The 15096-nt window shown below is 63.4% G+C and carries 17 protein-coding genes; 8 read left to right on the forward strand and 9 right to left on the reverse strand.

Translation table 11 applies throughout. The features are described 5' to 3' along the window. Window positions 1-234: 234 nt before the first annotated feature. The 3 genes from metG to Q352_RS0108080 form a co-directional block, all read right to left on the reverse strand. On the reverse strand, window positions 235-2292 hold the full coding sequence (metG, locus tag Q352_RS0108070) for a methionine--tRNA ligase (protein WP_028498913.1): 2058 nt from the start codon (window positions 2290-2292) through the stop codon (window positions 235-237). A gap of 87 nt (window positions 2293-2379) precedes the next feature. Then, window positions 2380-3630, reverse strand: a complete 1251-nt coding sequence (locus tag Q352_RS0108075; RefSeq protein WP_036385639.1) for an MFS transporter — start codon at window positions 3628-3630, stop codon at window positions 2380-2382. Between the two features lie 328 nt (window positions 3631-3958). Next, the gene (locus Q352_RS0108080) at window positions 3959-4261 is read right to left on the reverse strand and encodes a hypothetical protein (protein WP_028498915.1); all 303 of its coding nucleotides are present in this window, start codon (window positions 4259-4261) and stop codon (window positions 3959-3961) included. A gap of 181 nt (window positions 4262-4442) precedes the next feature. On the opposite strand from Q352_RS0108080, the gene apbC reads away from it, so the two are divergent. The 7 genes from apbC (at window position 4443) to Q352_RS20275 (ending at window position 8715) form a co-directional block, all read left to right on the forward strand. Then, entirely contained in the window at window positions 4443-5585 is a 1143-nt protein-coding gene (gene apbC / locus Q352_RS0108085; RefSeq protein WP_084299963.1) for an iron-sulfur cluster carrier protein ApbC, read from the forward strand. Between the two features lie 93 nt (window positions 5586-5678). Then, the gene (locus Q352_RS0108090; RefSeq protein ID WP_028498917.1) at window positions 5679-6119 is read left to right on the forward strand and encodes a ribonuclease domain-containing protein; all 441 of its coding nucleotides are present in this window, start codon (window positions 5679-5681) and stop codon (window positions 6117-6119) included. Further along, window positions 6110-6385 (forward strand): barstar family protein, encoded by a 276-nt coding sequence (locus Q352_RS0108095; RefSeq protein ID WP_028498918.1) that lies wholly within the window; start codon window positions 6110-6112, stop codon window positions 6383-6385. The genes Q352_RS0108090 and Q352_RS0108095 overlap by 10 nt, the downstream gene beginning before the upstream one ends. 540 nt (window positions 6386-6925) lie before the next feature. Beyond that, entirely contained in the window at window positions 6926-7354 is a 429-nt protein-coding gene (locus tag Q352_RS0108105) for a hypothetical protein (RefSeq protein ID WP_156952493.1), read from the forward strand. 34 nt (window positions 7355-7388) lie between these two features. After that, entirely contained in the window at window positions 7389-7652 is a 264-nt protein-coding gene (locus Q352_RS23280; RefSeq protein WP_169735634.1) for a hypothetical protein, read from the forward strand. Between the two features lie 50 nt (window positions 7653-7702). Then, entirely contained in the window at window positions 7703-7981 is a 279-nt protein-coding gene (locus Q352_RS23285; RefSeq protein ID WP_156952495.1) for a hypothetical protein, read from the forward strand. Further along, window positions 7981-8715, forward strand: a complete 735-nt coding sequence (locus Q352_RS20275; protein WP_244879567.1) for a C39 family peptidase — start codon at window positions 7981-7983, stop codon at window positions 8713-8715. Before Q352_RS23285 ends, Q352_RS20275 begins: the two co-directional genes overlap by 1 nt. A 44-nt stretch (window positions 8716-8759) precedes the next feature. On the opposite strand, the gene cydX is transcribed toward Q352_RS20275, so the two are convergent. Genes cydX through Q352_RS0108135 form a run of 5 tightly spaced genes read right to left on the reverse strand, consistent with a single transcriptional unit; the run spans window position 8760 to window position 12473 of the window. Continuing rightward, the gene (cydX, locus tag Q352_RS24425; protein ID WP_028498921.1) at window positions 8760-8942 is read right to left on the reverse strand and encodes a cytochrome bd-I oxidase subunit CydX; all 183 of its coding nucleotides are present in this window, start codon (window positions 8940-8942) and stop codon (window positions 8760-8762) included. 18 nt (window positions 8943-8960) lie between these two features. Next, window positions 8961-10094 (reverse strand): cytochrome d ubiquinol oxidase subunit II, encoded by a 1134-nt coding sequence (cydB, locus tag Q352_RS0108120; protein WP_028498922.1) that lies wholly within the window; start codon window positions 10092-10094, stop codon window positions 8961-8963. Window positions 10095-10107: 13 nt separating this feature from the next. Continuing rightward, window positions 10108-11685: a cytochrome ubiquinol oxidase subunit I gene (locus Q352_RS0108125; RefSeq protein WP_028498923.1), complete on the reverse strand. Its 1578-nt coding sequence runs from the start codon at window positions 11683-11685 to the stop codon at window positions 10108-10110. Window positions 11686-11703: 18 nt separating this feature from the next. Then, window positions 11704-11922: a cytochrome oxidase putative small subunit CydP gene (gene cydP / locus Q352_RS0108130; protein WP_028498924.1), complete on the reverse strand. Its 219-nt coding sequence runs from the start codon at window positions 11920-11922 to the stop codon at window positions 11704-11706. Between the two features lie 5 nt (window positions 11923-11927). Beyond that, window positions 11928-12473 carry a GbsR/MarR family transcriptional regulator gene (locus Q352_RS0108135; protein WP_028498925.1) on the reverse strand — a complete coding sequence of 182 codons (546 nt, stop codon included), beginning with the start codon at window positions 12471-12473 and terminating at the stop codon, window positions 11928-11930. Between the two features lie 215 nt (window positions 12474-12688). Between Q352_RS0108135 and Q352_RS20280 the strand changes: the two genes are divergently transcribed. Further along, window positions 12689-14140, forward strand: a complete 1452-nt coding sequence (locus Q352_RS20280; protein ID WP_051528774.1) for a sigma-54 interaction domain-containing protein — start codon at window positions 12689-12691, stop codon at window positions 14138-14140. Here the strand turns inward: Q352_RS20280 and Q352_RS0108145 are convergent. Next, entirely contained in the window at window positions 14137-15096 is a 960-nt protein-coding gene (locus Q352_RS0108145) for a branched-chain amino acid ABC transporter permease (protein WP_028498926.1), read from the reverse strand. The two genes, Q352_RS20280 and Q352_RS0108145, sit on opposite strands and share 4 nt — an antisense overlap.

A 15096-nucleotide genomic window follows, 5' to 3' on the forward strand; every position in this document is an offset into this window, starting at 1 on the left:
GCAGGGGATGCAGCGCCGGCCCCACCGTCGCCGCCGGCATGGTCTCGTTCGACATCCCGCTGGCACTCCCCGCCGCTTCCGGACCAGTGGGGAAAATGCCTACTGCCTGTCAATGGGGCTGAGGTCCGCCCAATATTCCATTTCCAGACTGTATTCCACAGCAGAACTTCCAGGCAATGAATGACGGGCCGGCCCGTAACCCAGGCCGACCCGTCATGATCCTGCAGCCATCAATCAGCTCACGCGCATGCCCGGCTTGGCGCCTCTGTCGACATCGAGCAGGAACAGCCCCTGCGAGTCGTCATTGCCGCTGGCGCAGACAATCATCCCCTCGGACACGCCGAAGCGCATCTTGCGCGGTGCAAGGTTGGCGACGACGATGACCTGGCGGCCGATCAGTTTTTCCGGCTCCGGATAGGCGCTGCGGATGCCGGAGAAGATCTGCCGGGTTTCAAAGCCGAGATCGACCTTGAAGCGCAGCAGCTTGTCGGAACCCTCAACCAGACCGGCTTCCAGCACCGTGCCGACCCGCAGATCGAGTTTGGCGAAGTCGGCGATGCCGATGGTGTCGTCCAGCGGCTCGACGCCGAGGCTGGCCGGCGTCACGGCGGCAGGCGTGCTCTGCTTGTTCGCCTCGACCAGCTTTTCGATCAGCACCGGTTCGACGCGCTGCATCAGATGCTGGTACGGCTTGACTGCATGACCCAGCAGCAGCGTCTGCGCATCGTTCCAGTTCAGCGGTGCGACATCGAGGAAGGCCTCGATATCGGTCGCCAGCTTCGGCAGTACCGGTTTCAGGTAAATCGCCAGGATGCGGAAGGCATTGATCAGCACGGTGCACACATCGTGCAGGCGCGCTTCCTCCCCTTCCTGACGGGCCAGCTCCCACGGCTTGTTCGCGTCGACATAGACATTGACCGCATCGGCCAGCGCCATGATGTCGCGCAGCGCACGGCCATATTCGCGGGCCTCGTAGGCGGCGGCAATGCCGTCAGCCTGGGCGCGCAGGGTATCGAGCAGCGGGAGGTCGGCAATCTGTGCGGACAGGCGGCCCTCGAAGCGCCTGGTCAGGAAACCGGCGGCGCGGCTGGCGATATTGATGAACTTGCCAACCAGGTCGGCATTCACCCGGGCGACGAAGTCGTCCAGGCTCAGGTCGATGTCCTCAATGCGGCTGTTGAGCTTGGCGGCGATGTAATAGCGCATCCACTCCGGGTTCAGCCCGCAGTCGAGGTAGCTGCGCGCGGTGATGAAGGTGCCGCGCGACTTCGACATCTTCTGGCCGTCGACGGTCAGGAAGCCGTGCGCGAACACGCCGGTCGGCGCGCGATAGCCGGCGAACTTCAGCGTGGCCGGCCAGAACAGCGCGTGGAAATACAGGATGTCCTTGCCGATGAAGTGGTACAGCTCGGCGTCGGAATCGGCGTTGAAATAGCTGTCGAAGTCGATGCCGGTGCGGTCGCACAGGTTCTTGAACGACGCCATGTAGCCGATCGGCGCGTCGAGCCACACATAGAAGTACTTGCCCGGCGCATCCGGAATCTCGAAGCCGAAGTACGGCGCATCGCGCGAGATGTCCCAGTCCTGCAGACCGCCTTCGATCCACTCGTTCATCTTGTTCAGCGCTTCCGGCTGCAGGTGCGGCTGTGACACGCCGTCGGCGCGCAGCGTGCTGCCGGTGGTCCATTCACGCAGGAAGTCGGTGCATTCGCCGAGGCGGAAGAAGAAGTGCTCGCTGCTGCGCAGCACCGGCGTCGCGCCGGACACGGCCGAGTACGGATTTTTCAGTTCGGTCGGGCTGTAGGTCGCGCCGCAGACTTCGCAGTTGTCGCCGTACTGGTCCCTGGCCGCGCACTTCGGACACTCGCCCTTGACGAAGCGGTCCGGCAGGAACATCTGCTTTTCCGGGTCGTACAGCTGCTCGATGGTGCGGCTGACGATCTTGTCGTTGGCACTGAGCTTGCGGTAGATCTGCTCGGAGAACTGCTTGTTCTCCGGCGAATTGGTCGAATAGTAGTTGTCATAACCGATATGGAAGCCGCTGAAATCGGCCAGGTGCTCGGTCTTGACCCGCTCGATCAGCTGTTCCGGCGTTACGCCCTGCTTTTCCGCCGCCAGCATGACCGGCGTGCCGTGGGTGTCGTCGGCACAGACATAGTGGCATTCATGCCCGCGCATCTTCTGGAAACGCACCCACACGTCGGTCTGGATGTGCTCGACCATATGGCCGAGGTGGATGGCCCCGTTGGCGTAAGGGAGGGCACTCGTCACCAAAATTTTGCGTTGCGTCATCAGGATGTCTCTTCTGGAATCTCAAGCGAACGATTATAGCGACAAAGCACGCCGTACCGGGGAGCCGGGATGGCGCGCAGCCGTGGTCTACGACTGGCTGACGAGGGCCGGCTCGCCGGATTCGCGAGCGCGGGCGGCCATCGCGCGCTGCAGCACGCCGCGCGACAGCCACAGGTACAGCGCGGTCGAACAGGCTGACAGCGCGGCATAACCGACCTCGCCCCACTGCAGATAGGCGAACTTCAGCCCCTCGATGCCGAACACGTACACCACCATCGACAGCATGCCGACCGAGGCGGCGACCGTGCCCTTGGCGATCGGACTGGCGGTCAGCGCAAAACGGTACAGCACCGCAAAGCACAGCCCCTCGCCCAGCGAGGTCAGGCTGATGCCGGCAATGATCCAGAACCACGGCACGCTGGTCAGCAGACAGCCGGCCAGCATCAGCGTCGCGCCGAGCATTTGCGGCAGACGGCCGACCACGACCGAACGGCCGAGTTGCCAGCGGTCGGAAACCCGGACCAGGATCAGGTTGCCGGCAATCAGCGCGCCGAACACCGGGATCTGCCACAGCCCGTATTCCAGCGTGCTCATGCCGCCGTCCTCGATCAGGAACACCGGCGACAGCGCGATCCAGCCGAGCAGCGGCAGCGCCATGAACGGCATGCACAGCGAGGCGGTGATAAAGCCGCGGTCGGTCAGCACCGCACGGTAGTCGCGGCCGATCTGTGACAGCGGCAGCGGGCCGCTGCCGGGCTGTACCGTCTCCGGCATGAAATACCACAGGCCCAGCCAGCCGAGTGCGGCGATGGCGGCAATCAGCACGAAAATCGAGCGCCACGGCCAGATTTCGATCAGCACCGCCCCGGCCACCGGCCCCAGCAGCGGCGCGATCAGCGCCACATTGGCCATCAGCGCCGTGACCTTGATCGCCGTATTCTCGTCAAAGGCTTCCTGCACGGCGGCATAGCCGACTGCGGCGATAAAGCACAGGCCGACGCCCTGCAGCACGCGCATCGCAATAAAGGATTCGATGCCGCCGACCCACAGCATGGCCAGACAGCTGAGCACGAACAGCGCCACGCCGGCGAGCATCACCGGCCGGCGGCCGATACGGTCCGACAGCGGCCCGAGCAGCCACGGCACGGTGATGCCGCCCAGCAGGAAGGCGGTCATCGACGTGGCGACCCACGAAATGTCGACGCCGAACTCGGCCACCACGTGCAGCATGCCGGGCTGGATCATGTCGTTGGCGATATAGACCGCAAATTCGAACAGCACCAGCGCCAGCGGGAAGCACAGGACGGACAGGGTCAGGGTAGTGATTTTCTTCTGCATGGTTTTCAGCCAGTTGCGACGCCCCCGGCATGCGGCCTCCTGATCGGAAGGCCGGGCGGAGCGGGCCCGTGCGGCAGCCAGGCAGCGGCAGGGGCGGTTCTGTACGGGGAAGGAAGGCCGGCGCGCAGCGGGCCTGTTCCGGGAGATATCGAGCCTGACGGCCGCGCGTGACGCGACCATGATGGCGACAAGAAGCGGCGATCCGGGCAGGAGAAGGGCCGGGCTCGCGGCGGCGTCACGGCCTGGACGGGAGTTGTTCCGGGCGGACGTAGCGGGCGATTATACCAGCGGGCACGCAAGCGAACGTTCAGATACGGGACATGTCCGTTCAGTAACCGCCGCGTTCATCCACCGGCAGCGGGCTGGCCGGCACGGCCGGCGGCGAGTCGCTCCGCTCCGACGGGCGGCGCAGACGCCGTCCGTCGCGCTCGACCCGGCGTGGATTGCGTTCGACCCGGCGGTCGACCTGACGCCCGTTGCGTGCCGCGCCATCGTCCGGCACAGCCGCGTCGCCATCGCCGGGCATGCCCTGCACCAGCGGCGCGGGCTGCGGCACCAGCGGCAGCACCAGACCGTTGGCGTCGACGGTGGCGGCCAGCGTCGACAGCATCACTGCCAGCAGACGTGGCATCAGGGCATCCCCGTTTCATTCGCACTGTTTTCATCATGGCCGACCGGCCGTCCCGTCGCCAGTGTACGCTGCCGCCCCCTCTGCCCTCCAGCCCGCGCGAACCGGCGTGCAGCGTAGACGCTGGCGCGATAAACCGAGTAAAGTGCTCGGGTATTCGTATCATCCGCCCGGAATTCACACCATGCTGTCCAAACTGACCCAGCTGTTCAAATCCGCCGACGCGCCCGCCGCCGACCACAGTGGCGAAGCCGAGCTGCTCGATGCCGTCCAGGCCCTGGTCGATCCCGACACCGGCAAGACCTATGCCGAGGCAAAGGCGATCAGGAATGTTCGCCAGTCCGCATCGGCCATCGGCCTCGACATCGTGCTCGCCTACCCGGCGCAAAGCCGCCATGACGCGATCCGCGCCCAGTTCGCCGAGGCACTGGCCACGCTGGCCGGCACGCGCCAGATCGACATCGCCGTGTCCAGCCAGATCACCGGCCACGCCGTGCAGCGCGGCATCCCGCTGCTGCCGGGCGTCAAGAACGTCATCGCCGTCGCCAGCGGCAAGGGTGGCGTCGGCAAGTCGACCACCACCGTCAATCTGGCGCTGGCGCTGGCGGCCGAAGGCGCGCGGGTCGGCATTCTCGACGCCGACATCTACGGCCCGTCCCAGCCGCTGATGATGGGGCTGCAGGGCCAGCGTCCCGCGTCCCCGGACAACAAGTCGCTCGTCCCGGTCGAGAACTATGGCGTGCAGACAATGTCGATGGGCTATCTGGTCGATGACGACCAGGCCATGGTCTGGCGCGGCCCGATGGTCACCCAGGCGCTGATGCAACTGCTGAACGACACCCGCTGGGACGCGCTCGACTACCTGCTGATCGACCTGCCCCCGGGCACCGGCGACGTACAGCTGACGCTGTCGCAGAAGATCCCGGTCACCGGCGCGGTCATCGTCACCACGCCGCAGGACATCGCGCTGCTCGATGCCAAAAAGGGACTGCGCATGTTCGAGAAGGTCGGCGTGCCGGTACTCGGCATCGTCGAGAACATGTCGGTCCACATCTGCTCGAACTGCGGCCATGTCGAAGCGATTTTCGGCGAAGGCGGCGGGCAGAAAATGGCCGAGCAGTACCACGTCGAGCTGATCGGCCAGTTGCCGCTCGACCTGTCGATCCGCCTCGCGGTCGACGAAGGCCGCCCGAGCGTGATCGCCGATCCTGACGGCACGATCGCCGCCATTTACAAGCAGATCGCCCGCCGCGTCGCGGTCAAGGTCGGGGAAAAGGCGCGCGACTACAGCTCGCGACTGCCGAAGATCGTGGTCCAGAACACCTGACCCGCGCAGCGAACATGCGCGCTGTCGCATGTTCGCTCTTGCCGCCGGTCCGCTGCTTCGGCAGAATCGGCGGACTCATTCCGTTGTGGCGCCATGTACCGTTTCCTTTCTCTCGTTGTCGCCGTTGCCCTGTCGCTGCCGGTTCAAGCCGGCTCATGCGATCGTGTCGCGCGCGAAATCAACGCCAAGCTCGCCACACCGGTCAATGTCACCCAGTTCGCCGGTGTGCTGACCGCGCTGGGCGGCACCGGCCAGTTGCCGAACCGCTACGTCTCCAAGCAGACGGCGCGCGATGCCGGCTGGCGTCCGGGCCGCAAGCTGTGGTCCGTACCCGGCCTGCAGGGCAAATCCATCGGCGGCGACCGTTTCGGCAACCGGGAACACCGTTTGCCACCGGCCGACTGGCATGAAGCCGACCTGGACTACCAGGGCGGAAAGCGCAACGGCAAGCGGCTGGTCTATGCCGGCAACGGCCTGCGCTATGTCACCGTCGATCATTACCAAACCTTCACCGAGATCCCGCCATGTCGCTGACCTGCGAGCTGAAAAATGTCCGTTCGACCCAAGACTTCTACACCCAGCTTGCCCGCGGCCTGCAGCTGCCGGCGCACTTCGGCAAGAATCTCGACGCCCTGTTCGACGCACTGACCGGTGACGTGAAGGGCCCGGCCACGGTGTTCTGGCACGAGTCGATCGCCGCCCGCAACGAAATGGGCGAGGAACACTTCGAGGAAATCATCGGCGCGCTGTACGAGGCCGCCGGCGAACGCGACGACCTGCAGATCTGGCTGGGTCTGTAAGCACCGCAACAGCCAAAAAAACAGGGCATCACCTGATCGGTGATGCCCTTGTTCACGTTTGCGGGTCACTCAGCCGGATTTGCCCCCCCGCCGCGCCGCCCCCCCGACCGGCAGCCCGGTGATGATGGAAACTGTCCTCCGTCCCCTTTGCACTGCGCGAACCGAACGCGTACTGGCTCTCCAGCCACATCACATTGATGATCCCCAGCGCCAGCCTAAGTCTCCGAAATACCACATCATTCTAACCTCTGGTAAATCAGCGCAGCTGATTCAGGGCATGATGCCCTGACTGCGCTAGAGCCACGTCCCGTTGTTTGCACACCACCATCCAGACAACTGACGAAGAGACTTTGGGGATAGCTTGCAGCACTGAAGTTGACAGTCAGAAAAGCGTGGCAGACTATGCATTTCATCGAATGATTTTCATTATCAATGATAGTCGCTATGTACTTATCATGCTTTGCCCCTGTCATTACTTTCGCTGCTGGTTGCATAGGCTCCCCCGCATTTGCAGAGCTCCAACTCGCGGTAGAAGGGTTCATGACGGAGAAAAATAAGACTAGGCTTGACATCTCAATGGCGTACGCCAACGTGGAACGCTCAAGCGTGGCTACTGGCGAACCCATCATCATTCAAGTCGGCCCAACCTCTTTCATCGGATTGCCTACTGCCATCGGCGAACGAATTACCAATAGCGACACACTGGTGGCGACAGTCGGTTTGCGTTACGGACTGACAGGCAGGGCTGAGACCTATGTGCGTAGCAGTTACCTCAGTTCCTGGCGTCGTAGCAGCGATAGCTCAGGCGTACGCAACGACAGGGGTAGCCGCTTTACTGACGCCTGGGCCGGAATCAGCTATCAACTCAAGCAAGACAACGATTCGCCAGCACTGATCGCTTTCTCTGAAACGGCGCTGCGCGAGAAACATCATAAAGGTAGCGTCTCATTCAAGTCTGCACTCTATTGACATAGAGAAAGTGTTCTATCAGGATGCCCTACCCATGCAGCTGGCCCCTTTATCCAATAGGGAAATGGCAGAAACAGAAGGAGCCTTTGGGCCTTGGGGGGCACTCGGAGGCGCAGCCGTCGGCGGCATTTTCTATACAGGTCAAGCTATCGGCAGTGGTGAGTGGAATTGGGGCTCATTTGGCACGACTGTTGGCATGGGAGCTCTGACAGGCTTAACGGGAGGAGCCGCTACAAGTTACTTCATTCCACGCATTGCTTTTGGCGCAGGCATTTATGCCGGGCGTAATGGCTGGTAAACCATAGAGAAAAAGAACCATGCTGTTGCCTCTCCGGCAAAGCGTGGTTCATGCACAATATGAAACTTGCGGGTTATTTTCTGGCATTAATTTTGTCAACCATTATTTTATTATTATTTTTTGGAGCCAGCATGACGGCAACAATACCTTTGACAGGCGCATTAATTCTCCATGCAGGCTTTCAAGTGTGGGCCCGCCACAATGGTCATTGGAAATTTTATCCCAACGCAGCAGCCATTTCAAAACGGATGCCAATCTGGCTTTATGAGTGGGTCTCTGCCGTTGGGCTTCTTTTAGTCGTCAGCCTTGCGGCACGCGTATTTTCCTGATGAAAAAAATCATCGTACTTATACACAGGCCAGCCAAACTATATAAGTTTTCTCTAATAGCACAAACCATTCCGGCGCTACTGATACCTGCCTGTCTCGCCGCCGAATTGCCAATTCCCATAATGCCCGACTGGAACGCATGGCCAGTCACCCACAGCATAACGCTTGTGACACCGATCAAAAATTGGAAAACTTTACGCGACTCACGCATCGTCAAACAGAGTTTAGACTATTCTTGTGGCGCTGCATCACTAGCCACGCTTCTGAACGAGTACTACGGTCAGCGCGTGACGGAACAAGCCATATTGATAGCCATGGCAAAAGGCAACGGGCGAGCCAGCTTTGAGGACATGGCCTTGGTTTTACCTCAATTTGGCTTCAAGGCTCAGGGGTTCACTGCAAGTTGGAAGCAGTTGATCAAATTGCGTATTCCGGTAATTGTCTATCTCAAGTATCGCAAGACAGACCATTTCTCCCTAGTTCGCGGCATCGGTGCCAACACAATATGGCTGGCGGACTCGTCTTTGGGCAACCGCACTTACAGCCGCGAACAATTTCTACCCATGTGGACGAGTCACAGCGGCGACGAAAAGCACGCCCAACTGCGTGGAAAATTCCTGGCCGTGCTGCCTGCCTTGGCCGATATCTCGGCGCAGAGTGATTTTTTTGACAGCGCACCGGTCCGGCAAACGAAATCCGCCGTATTGCAGCAGGCTTTTCGACCAGTTCCTTGATAACAAGCAAACTTCTCTCTAGAGAATCATTCTTCCCCGGTCACTCAGCCGGATTTGCCCCCCCGCCGCGCCGCCCCTCGACCGGCAGCCCGGTGATGACGGAAACTGTCCTCCGTCCCCTTTGCACTGCGCGAGCCGAACGCGTACTGGCTCTCCAGCCACATCACATTGATGATCCCCAGCGCCAGCGCCAGCCCGAGTCCCAACAGCCAGGCGAAATACCACATCGTTGCGTCCTCCGGTAATCAGTAACTGTGCGTATCGTTTTTCAGGCGCTCGACCGTCACCGGTCCGCGCATGACCCGATACACCCAACTGGTGTACAGCATGATCAGCGGCACGAAGATCACCGCCACCCCGAGCATCACGCCCAGCGTCTTGTGACTGGACACCGCATCCCACAGCGTCAGGCTCGATACGGCATCAAGGCTGGACGGCAGCACGAACGGGAACAGGGCTGCGCCGGCGGTCAGGATCACCCCGGTGCAGGCCAGTCCGCTGGCCACCACCGTCAGCCGGGGCGCCCGTCCGGCCAGCGCCACGGCGGCGAAGGCGCCAAGGACGCCCAGCAGCGGCAGCGCCCACAGTGACGGCCACGCCGCATAGTTGGCCAGCCAAGCGCCGCCGGTGATCGTCACCGCCTTGCCGAGCGGCTCCAGCGCCTCGTTCAGCGCGCCGATGGCTGTCAGGTGCCAGCCCGGCAGCCGGGCGGTCCACAGCCCGCCCAGCGCGAACAGCACCAGGGTCAGCAGGCCGAACACCCGGGTCGCGAACACGGCACGCCCGCCGACCGTGCTGCCGCCGGTCTTGCTGGCCAGAAAGGCCGCGCCATGCAGGGTCAGCATTGCCACCGACAGCACGCCGCAAAACAGGCCGAACGGGTTCAGCAGGTCGAAGAAGCTGCCGGCGTAACGCACGTGCATGCTGCTGTCGAAGGCGAACGGCAGGCCGATGAACAGGTTGCCGATGGCGACACCGAAGACCAGTGCCGGCACGGCGCCGCCGACGAACAGCGCCCAGTCCCAGTTGTTGCGCCAGCGCGCGCTCGGCAGCTTGCTGCGGTAGTCGAAGCCGACCGGGCGCAGGAACAGCGCAAACAGCGTCAGCATCAGCGCGACATACAGCACCGAGAACGCCGCCGCGTACACCAGCGGCCAGGCGGCGAACAGCGCACCGCCAAAGGTGATCAGCCAGGTCTGGTTGCCCTCCCAGGTCGGACCGACACTGTTGATGACCAGGCGGCGCTCGTCGTCGTTGCGGCCGATGAACGGCAGCAGCACGGCGACGCCGATGTCGAAGCCGCCGGTGACGGCAAAGCCGATCAGCAGCACGGCCATCAGACCCCACCAGATGAGTTTCAGCGTTTCATAGTCGAACATGGTCCGGTTCCCCTCAGGACTGTTGCGGCACGGTGACGTCCGGCGTTTCGCCGTGATAGCGGCCGGTATGCAGGCTGGCCGGTCCCAGCCGGATGTACTTCAGCATCAGGTACATCTCGATCACGAACAGCAGGCTGTAGATGCCCACCAGCCCGATCAGGCTGAAGTGAAGCTGGCCCGGGTCCAGTTGCGATGCCGACAGATGGGTCGGCAGCACGCCGGAAATGGTCCATGGCTGACGTCCGTACTCGGCCACGATCCAGCCCAGCTCGATCGCCACCCACGGCAGCGGGATCGCCAGCACGCACAACTTCAGGAACCAGCGCTGCGGGGCGAGGCGGCGGCGCACCAGCAGCCAGCAGGCGGTGGCGAAGATGGCAAGGAACAGCATGCCGAGCCCGACCATGATGCGGAAGCTCCAGAACAGCGGCGCGACGTTCGGAATGGTGTCGCTGGCGGCGGCACGGATCTGCGCCGGGGTCGCGTCGACCACGTTCGGCGTGTATTTCTTCAGCAGCAGGCCGAAACCGAGGTCGGCCTTGTGCTGCTCGAAGCGCTCGCGCACCGCCGGCGTGGTGTCGCCGGCCTTCAGCGCGGTCAGTGCCTCGTAGGCGATCATGCCGCTGCGAATGCGCACTTCGTGTTCGCGCTTCAGGTCCTTGATGCCGGTCACCCGGGTGTCGGTCGAGCGCGTGGCGATCAGCCCGAGCAGGTAAGGAATTTTCACCGCGTAATCGGTGCGTTCCTCGGCCTGGTTCGGCCAGCCGATGGCGGTAAAGGCCGCCGGTGCCGGTTCGGTGTTCCACTCGGCCTCGATCGCTGCCAGCTTGACCTTCTGCACCTCGCCGGTGGTGTAGCCGGACTCGTCACCGAGCACGATCACCGACAGGATGGACGCCAGCCCGAAGCCTGCCGCCACCGCGAACGAGCGCAGTGCGAAGCCGGTGTCGCGCGCCTTCAGCAGGTACAGACTGGACACGCCGAGCACGAACATCGCCGCCGCCACATAGCCGGCCGCCACGGTGTGCACGAACTTGACCTGGGCCACCGGGTTGAAGAACACCTCGCCCAGGCTGACCAGCTCCATGCGCATGGTGTGATAGTTGAACTCGGCCCCGACCGGATTCTGCATCCACGCATTGGCGATCAGGATCCACAGTGCCGACAGGTTGGAGCCGAAGGCGACCAGGAAGGTCACCAGCAGGTGCTTGTTCTTCGACAGCCGGTCCCAGCCGAAGAAGAACAGGCCGACAAAGGTCGATTCGAGGAAGAAGGCCATCATCCCCTCGACCGCCAGCGGTACGCCGAAGATGTCGCCCACATAGTGCGAGTAGTACGCCCAGTTGGTGCCGAACTGGAATTCCAGCGTGATGCCGGTCGTCACCCCCATGGCGAAGTTGATGCCGAACAGCTTGCCCCAGAAGCGGGTCATGTCCTTGTAGACCTGCTGGCCGGTCATCACGTACACCGACTCACAGATCACCAGGATCCAGCTCAGCCCCAGCGTCAGCGGTACGAACAAAAAATGAAACAGGGCAGTCAGCGCGAACTGCAGGCGTGACAGCTCCACTACCTCGGACACGGGCAGCATGGTTCTCTCCGTTTGCGGTCAATTCTTGTGGACAGGCGGGGCATCGCGACCGGGGGTGCCAAGCAGTTGCTGCTCGATCGCGGACTCGGGGACGGTCATGTGCCGGGCCAGCGGTTCGGAGAACCACAGCACTTTCGCGCCCCACAACAACAACAGCTTCACCGTCAGCACCACCGAGATTTCAAGCCACAGCGGCATGCCGCGCCGGGTCCGGCGCTGCAGGATGGACGGTGTCATGGTCTTTACTCCCGGCTTCCCGGACGCAGCCGGTCAGCGAATTCCAGCACCTTGTGCACCTTGCTGCCGAGCCGCATCAGGCTGGCCAGCGTGTCCGGTGACAAGCGCTGCACGTCGTCGAACCAGCCGGTCGCCAGTTCGATCAGTTCATGCATGTCGCGCATCCGCTCCTGGGCATGGCGCTCCTGCTCGTCACAGGGATCGGCCATCAGCGTATCGCGCAGCAGCGACAGGGTCGGGTCGATCTCGCGCCGGCGTTTTTCCTCGATCAGCGTGCGGAAGATCTCCCAGGTGTCGTCCGGGGTGGTGAAGTAGTCGCGCCGGTCGCCGGGATGGTGCGCCATGCGAACCAGTCGCCAGGACTGCAGTTCTTTCAGCCCCATGCTGACATTGGAGCGCGACATGCCAAGCTCGTTCACGATGTCGTCGGCATTCAGCGGCTTTTCGGACAGGAACAGCAACGCATACATCTGCCCCACGGTGCGGTTCACGCCCCAGCGGCTGCCCATCTCGCCGAAGTGCAGCACGAAGCGTTCGATCAATGGCGTCATGTCACGCGTTCCTGTTCTTTCAGAAATTTGTGAAATCATCGCCACTTTTTTGACGCAGGTCAATCTTAAGGTCAAGCAAATTTACTTGTCAGTCCCCCGGCGCACGCACTTCCCGCTCCGGTTCCTCACGCGGTGATGCTACATTGGACACATCCCGCCATGACAACAAACCGGCGCGGCCAAAGGTCGCAGCACGGATAAACGAGGAGACACGGGTGGAAGAAACGGAACTGAACCCTCCCGGACCGGCGCCGTTGTGCCAGTCCCTGCAGCACGGTCTGCTGGAGCTGTTCGAGCAGCAATTCGTCGGCGCCCTGCTGGTCGACCGCGAGGCGCGCGTGCAATGGATCACGGCGCGCTACGCAGCCCTGCTCGGGCTCGACGATCCGGCCGGGGCGCTGAACCGGCCGGTGGAAGACATCCTGCCGCACAGCCGCATGCGCGAGGTGGTGCAGAGCGGCGAACCGATCGTGCTCGACTTCATGAACTACAAGCAGCACCACTTCGTGGTCAGCCGCTTTCCGCTGCAGGACGGCGACGGCCAGGTGGTCGGCGCATTCGGCATCCTGCTGTCCGAACGCTGGCAGCCGCTGAAACCGCTGGTCGACAAGCTTTCACAGCTGCAGGAAACCCTGGACCGGGTCCGCCGCGACAACGCCGGCAGCCGCCGTGCGCGCTACGGCTTCGACGACATCATCGGCGCCGGTGCCGCCTGCCGCGACATGCAGCGCCTGGGCCAGCGTGCGGCCGCGCTCGATACCACCGTGCTGCTGCTCGGCGAGACCGGCACCGGCAAGGAGTTGCTGGCCAATGCCATCCATGCCGCGTCGCCGCGCCGGCAGAAGCCCTTTGTCGGCCTGAACGTCGCCGCGGTGCCGGAAACGCTGCTGGAAGCGGAATTCTTCGGCGCCGTCGCCGGTGCCTATACCGGTGCCGAGCGCAAGGGCCGCGACGGCAAGTTCAAACTCGCAGACGGCGGCACGCTGTTTCTCGACGAAATTGGCGACATGTCGCTGCCGATGCAGGCCAAATTGCTGCGCGTACTGCAGGAGCAGGAAATCGAACCGCTCGGCTCGAACCGCCTGCTGCATATCGATGTGCGGGTCATTGCCGCAACCAGTCGCGACCTGCGCGCGCTGGTCGATGCCGGCCTGTTCCGCGCCGACCTGTTCTACCGCCTGAACGTGCTGCCGATCCGGCTGCCGCCGCTGCGCGAGCGGTCGGAAGACCTGCCGGCGCTGGTCGATTCACTGCTGGCGCAGATTGCCGACCGCACCGGCCTGCCGCAGCGTAAGCCGGGTGCCGCCGCACTGGCACTGCTTGCCGCCTATCCGTGGCCGGGCAATATCCGCGAACTGCGCAATGTGCTGGAACAGGCGGTAATGCTGTCCGATGGCGTGGCGCTGGACGCCCCGGTCCTGCAGCGCATCCTGCCGGTGGCCGCGACAGTCGACCCGCCGCCGCTGGCCGGCGGCGGCACCCTGGCACAGCGGCTGGCCGAAACCGAACGGCGCGTGATCAGCGAGACGCTGGCGCTGGCCGGCGGCAACAAGACCGAGGCCGCGCGGGCGCTCGGCATCTCGCGGGCAACGCTGTACGAAAAACTGGCCGATCCGCGCCTGTTTCCGGCGCAGACCGGCCCGTCGCTGGCCGGGCTGGTGCGCTAGAAGTCTTTCTTCAGCAGCCGCCCGGCTTCGCCGATGAAGCCGCGGCGGAACGCCAGCACGCAGATGACGAAAATCGCGCCGATGATCACCGTCACCCACGAGCCGAGCGACGCCAGTTCGTTGTGCAGCGCGCGCACGGTGAACGCGCCGACCACCGGACCGAGAATGGTACCCATGCCGCCGAGCAGGGTCATCAGCACCACTTCGCCGGACATGTGCCAGCTGACATCGGTCAGCGACGCCAGCCGGAACACGATGGCCTTGGTCGCCCCGGCGGTGCCGGCCAGCGAGGCCGACTGCACGAACACCAGCAGCTTGTAGCGCTCCACCCGGTAGCCGAGCGACAGTGCCCGCGCCTCGTTTTCGCGGATCGCCTTCAGCGTCTGGCCGAACGGCGAGTACACCGTGCGGTAGATCAGCCACATGCCGGCCAGGAATACCGCATAGACGAACAGGTACAGCGTCAGCGGCACGTCCTGCCCCCCGACCGACACCGTGTGCACCAGATCGAACAGGCCGAACACCCTGCCCTGCGGAATCCCCTGCAGGCCGTCCTCACCGCCGGTCTGCGGCGCCTGCACGCAGAGGAAGAACACGATCTGCGCCAGCGCCAGCGTCACCATGGCGAAGTAGATGCCCTGGCGACGGATCGCCACCGCACCGATCAGCAGGCCGAGCAGCGCGCAGCAGGCGGTGGCGGCGAGGATGCCGAGTTCCGGGCTCAGCCCCCATTCCTTCAGCAGGTAGCCGCAAATGTAGGCGCCGCTGCCAAAAAACGCCGCGTGGCCAAATGACAGCAGGCCGCCAAAGCCGAGCAGCAGGTTGAACGCGGCGGCGAACAGCCCGAAGCACAGCAGTTCCATCATGAAAATCGGGTAGACCGCAAACGGGGCGATCAGCCCGGCGACAACCAGCACCGCCCACAGTGCCGGATGGCGGATATCGAGCGGGAACAT

The sequence above is a fragment of the Microvirgula aerodenitrificans DSM 15089 genome, assembly GCF_000620105.1.
GTDB classification, from domain to species: Bacteria; Pseudomonadota; Gammaproteobacteria; order Burkholderiales; family Aquaspirillaceae; genus Microvirgula; species Microvirgula aerodenitrificans.

What these genes read in the sequence shown, in the direction of transcription:
- cydP (WP_028498924.1), bottom strand. Translation starts at nt 11,922, where the DNA reads ATGACACCGTCCATCCTGCAGCGCCGGACCCGGCGCGGCATGCCGCTG.
- cydX (WP_028498921.1), bottom strand. Translation starts at nt 8,942, where the DNA reads ATGTGGTATTTCGCCTGGCTGTTGGGACTCGGGCTGGCGCTGGCGCTG.
- apbC (WP_084299963.1), top strand. Translation starts at nt 4,443, where the DNA reads ATGCTGTCCAAACTGACCCAGCTGTTCAAATCCGCCGACGCGCCCGCC.
- Q352_RS0108145 (WP_028498926.1), bottom strand. Translation starts at nt 15,096, where the DNA reads ATGTTCCCGCTCGATATCCGCCATCCGGCACTGTGGGCGGTGCTGGTT.
- metG (WP_028498913.1), bottom strand. Translation starts at nt 2,292, where the DNA reads ATGACGCAACGCAAAATTTTGGTGACGAGTGCCCTCCCTTACGCCAAC.
- Q352_RS20275 (WP_244879567.1), top strand. Translation starts at nt 7,981, where the DNA reads ATGAAAAAAATCATCGTACTTATACACAGGCCAGCCAAACTATATAAG.
- Q352_RS0108075 (WP_036385639.1), bottom strand. Translation starts at nt 3,630, where the DNA reads ATGCAGAAGAAAATCACTACCCTGACCCTGTCCGTCCTGTGCTTCCCG.
- Q352_RS0108105 (WP_156952493.1), top strand. Translation starts at nt 6,926, where the DNA reads ATGACGGAGAAAAATAAGACTAGGCTTGACATCTCAATGGCGTACGCC.
- Q352_RS0108135 (WP_028498925.1), bottom strand. Translation starts at nt 12,473, where the DNA reads ATGACGCCATTGATCGAACGCTTCGTGCTGCACTTCGGCGAGATGGGC.
- cydB (WP_028498922.1), bottom strand. Translation starts at nt 10,094, where the DNA reads ATGTTCGACTATGAAACGCTGAAACTCATCTGGTGGGGTCTGATGGCC.
- Q352_RS0108125 (WP_028498923.1), bottom strand. Translation starts at nt 11,685, where the DNA reads ATGCTGCCCGTGTCCGAGGTAGTGGAGCTGTCACGCCTGCAGTTCGCG.
- Q352_RS23285 (WP_156952495.1), top strand. Translation starts at nt 7,703, where the DNA reads ATGCACAATATGAAACTTGCGGGTTATTTTCTGGCATTAATTTTGTCA.
- Q352_RS0108080 (WP_028498915.1), bottom strand. Translation starts at nt 4,261, where the DNA reads ATGCCACGTCTGCTGGCAGTGATGCTGTCGACGCTGGCCGCCACCGTC.
- Q352_RS0108090 (WP_028498917.1), top strand. Translation starts at nt 5,679, where the DNA reads ATGTACCGTTTCCTTTCTCTCGTTGTCGCCGTTGCCCTGTCGCTGCCG.
- Q352_RS23280 (WP_169735634.1), top strand. Translation starts at nt 7,389, where the DNA reads ATGCAGCTGGCCCCTTTATCCAATAGGGAAATGGCAGAAACAGAAGGA.
- Q352_RS0108095 (WP_028498918.1), top strand. Translation starts at nt 6,110, where the DNA reads ATGTCGCTGACCTGCGAGCTGAAAAATGTCCGTTCGACCCAAGACTTC.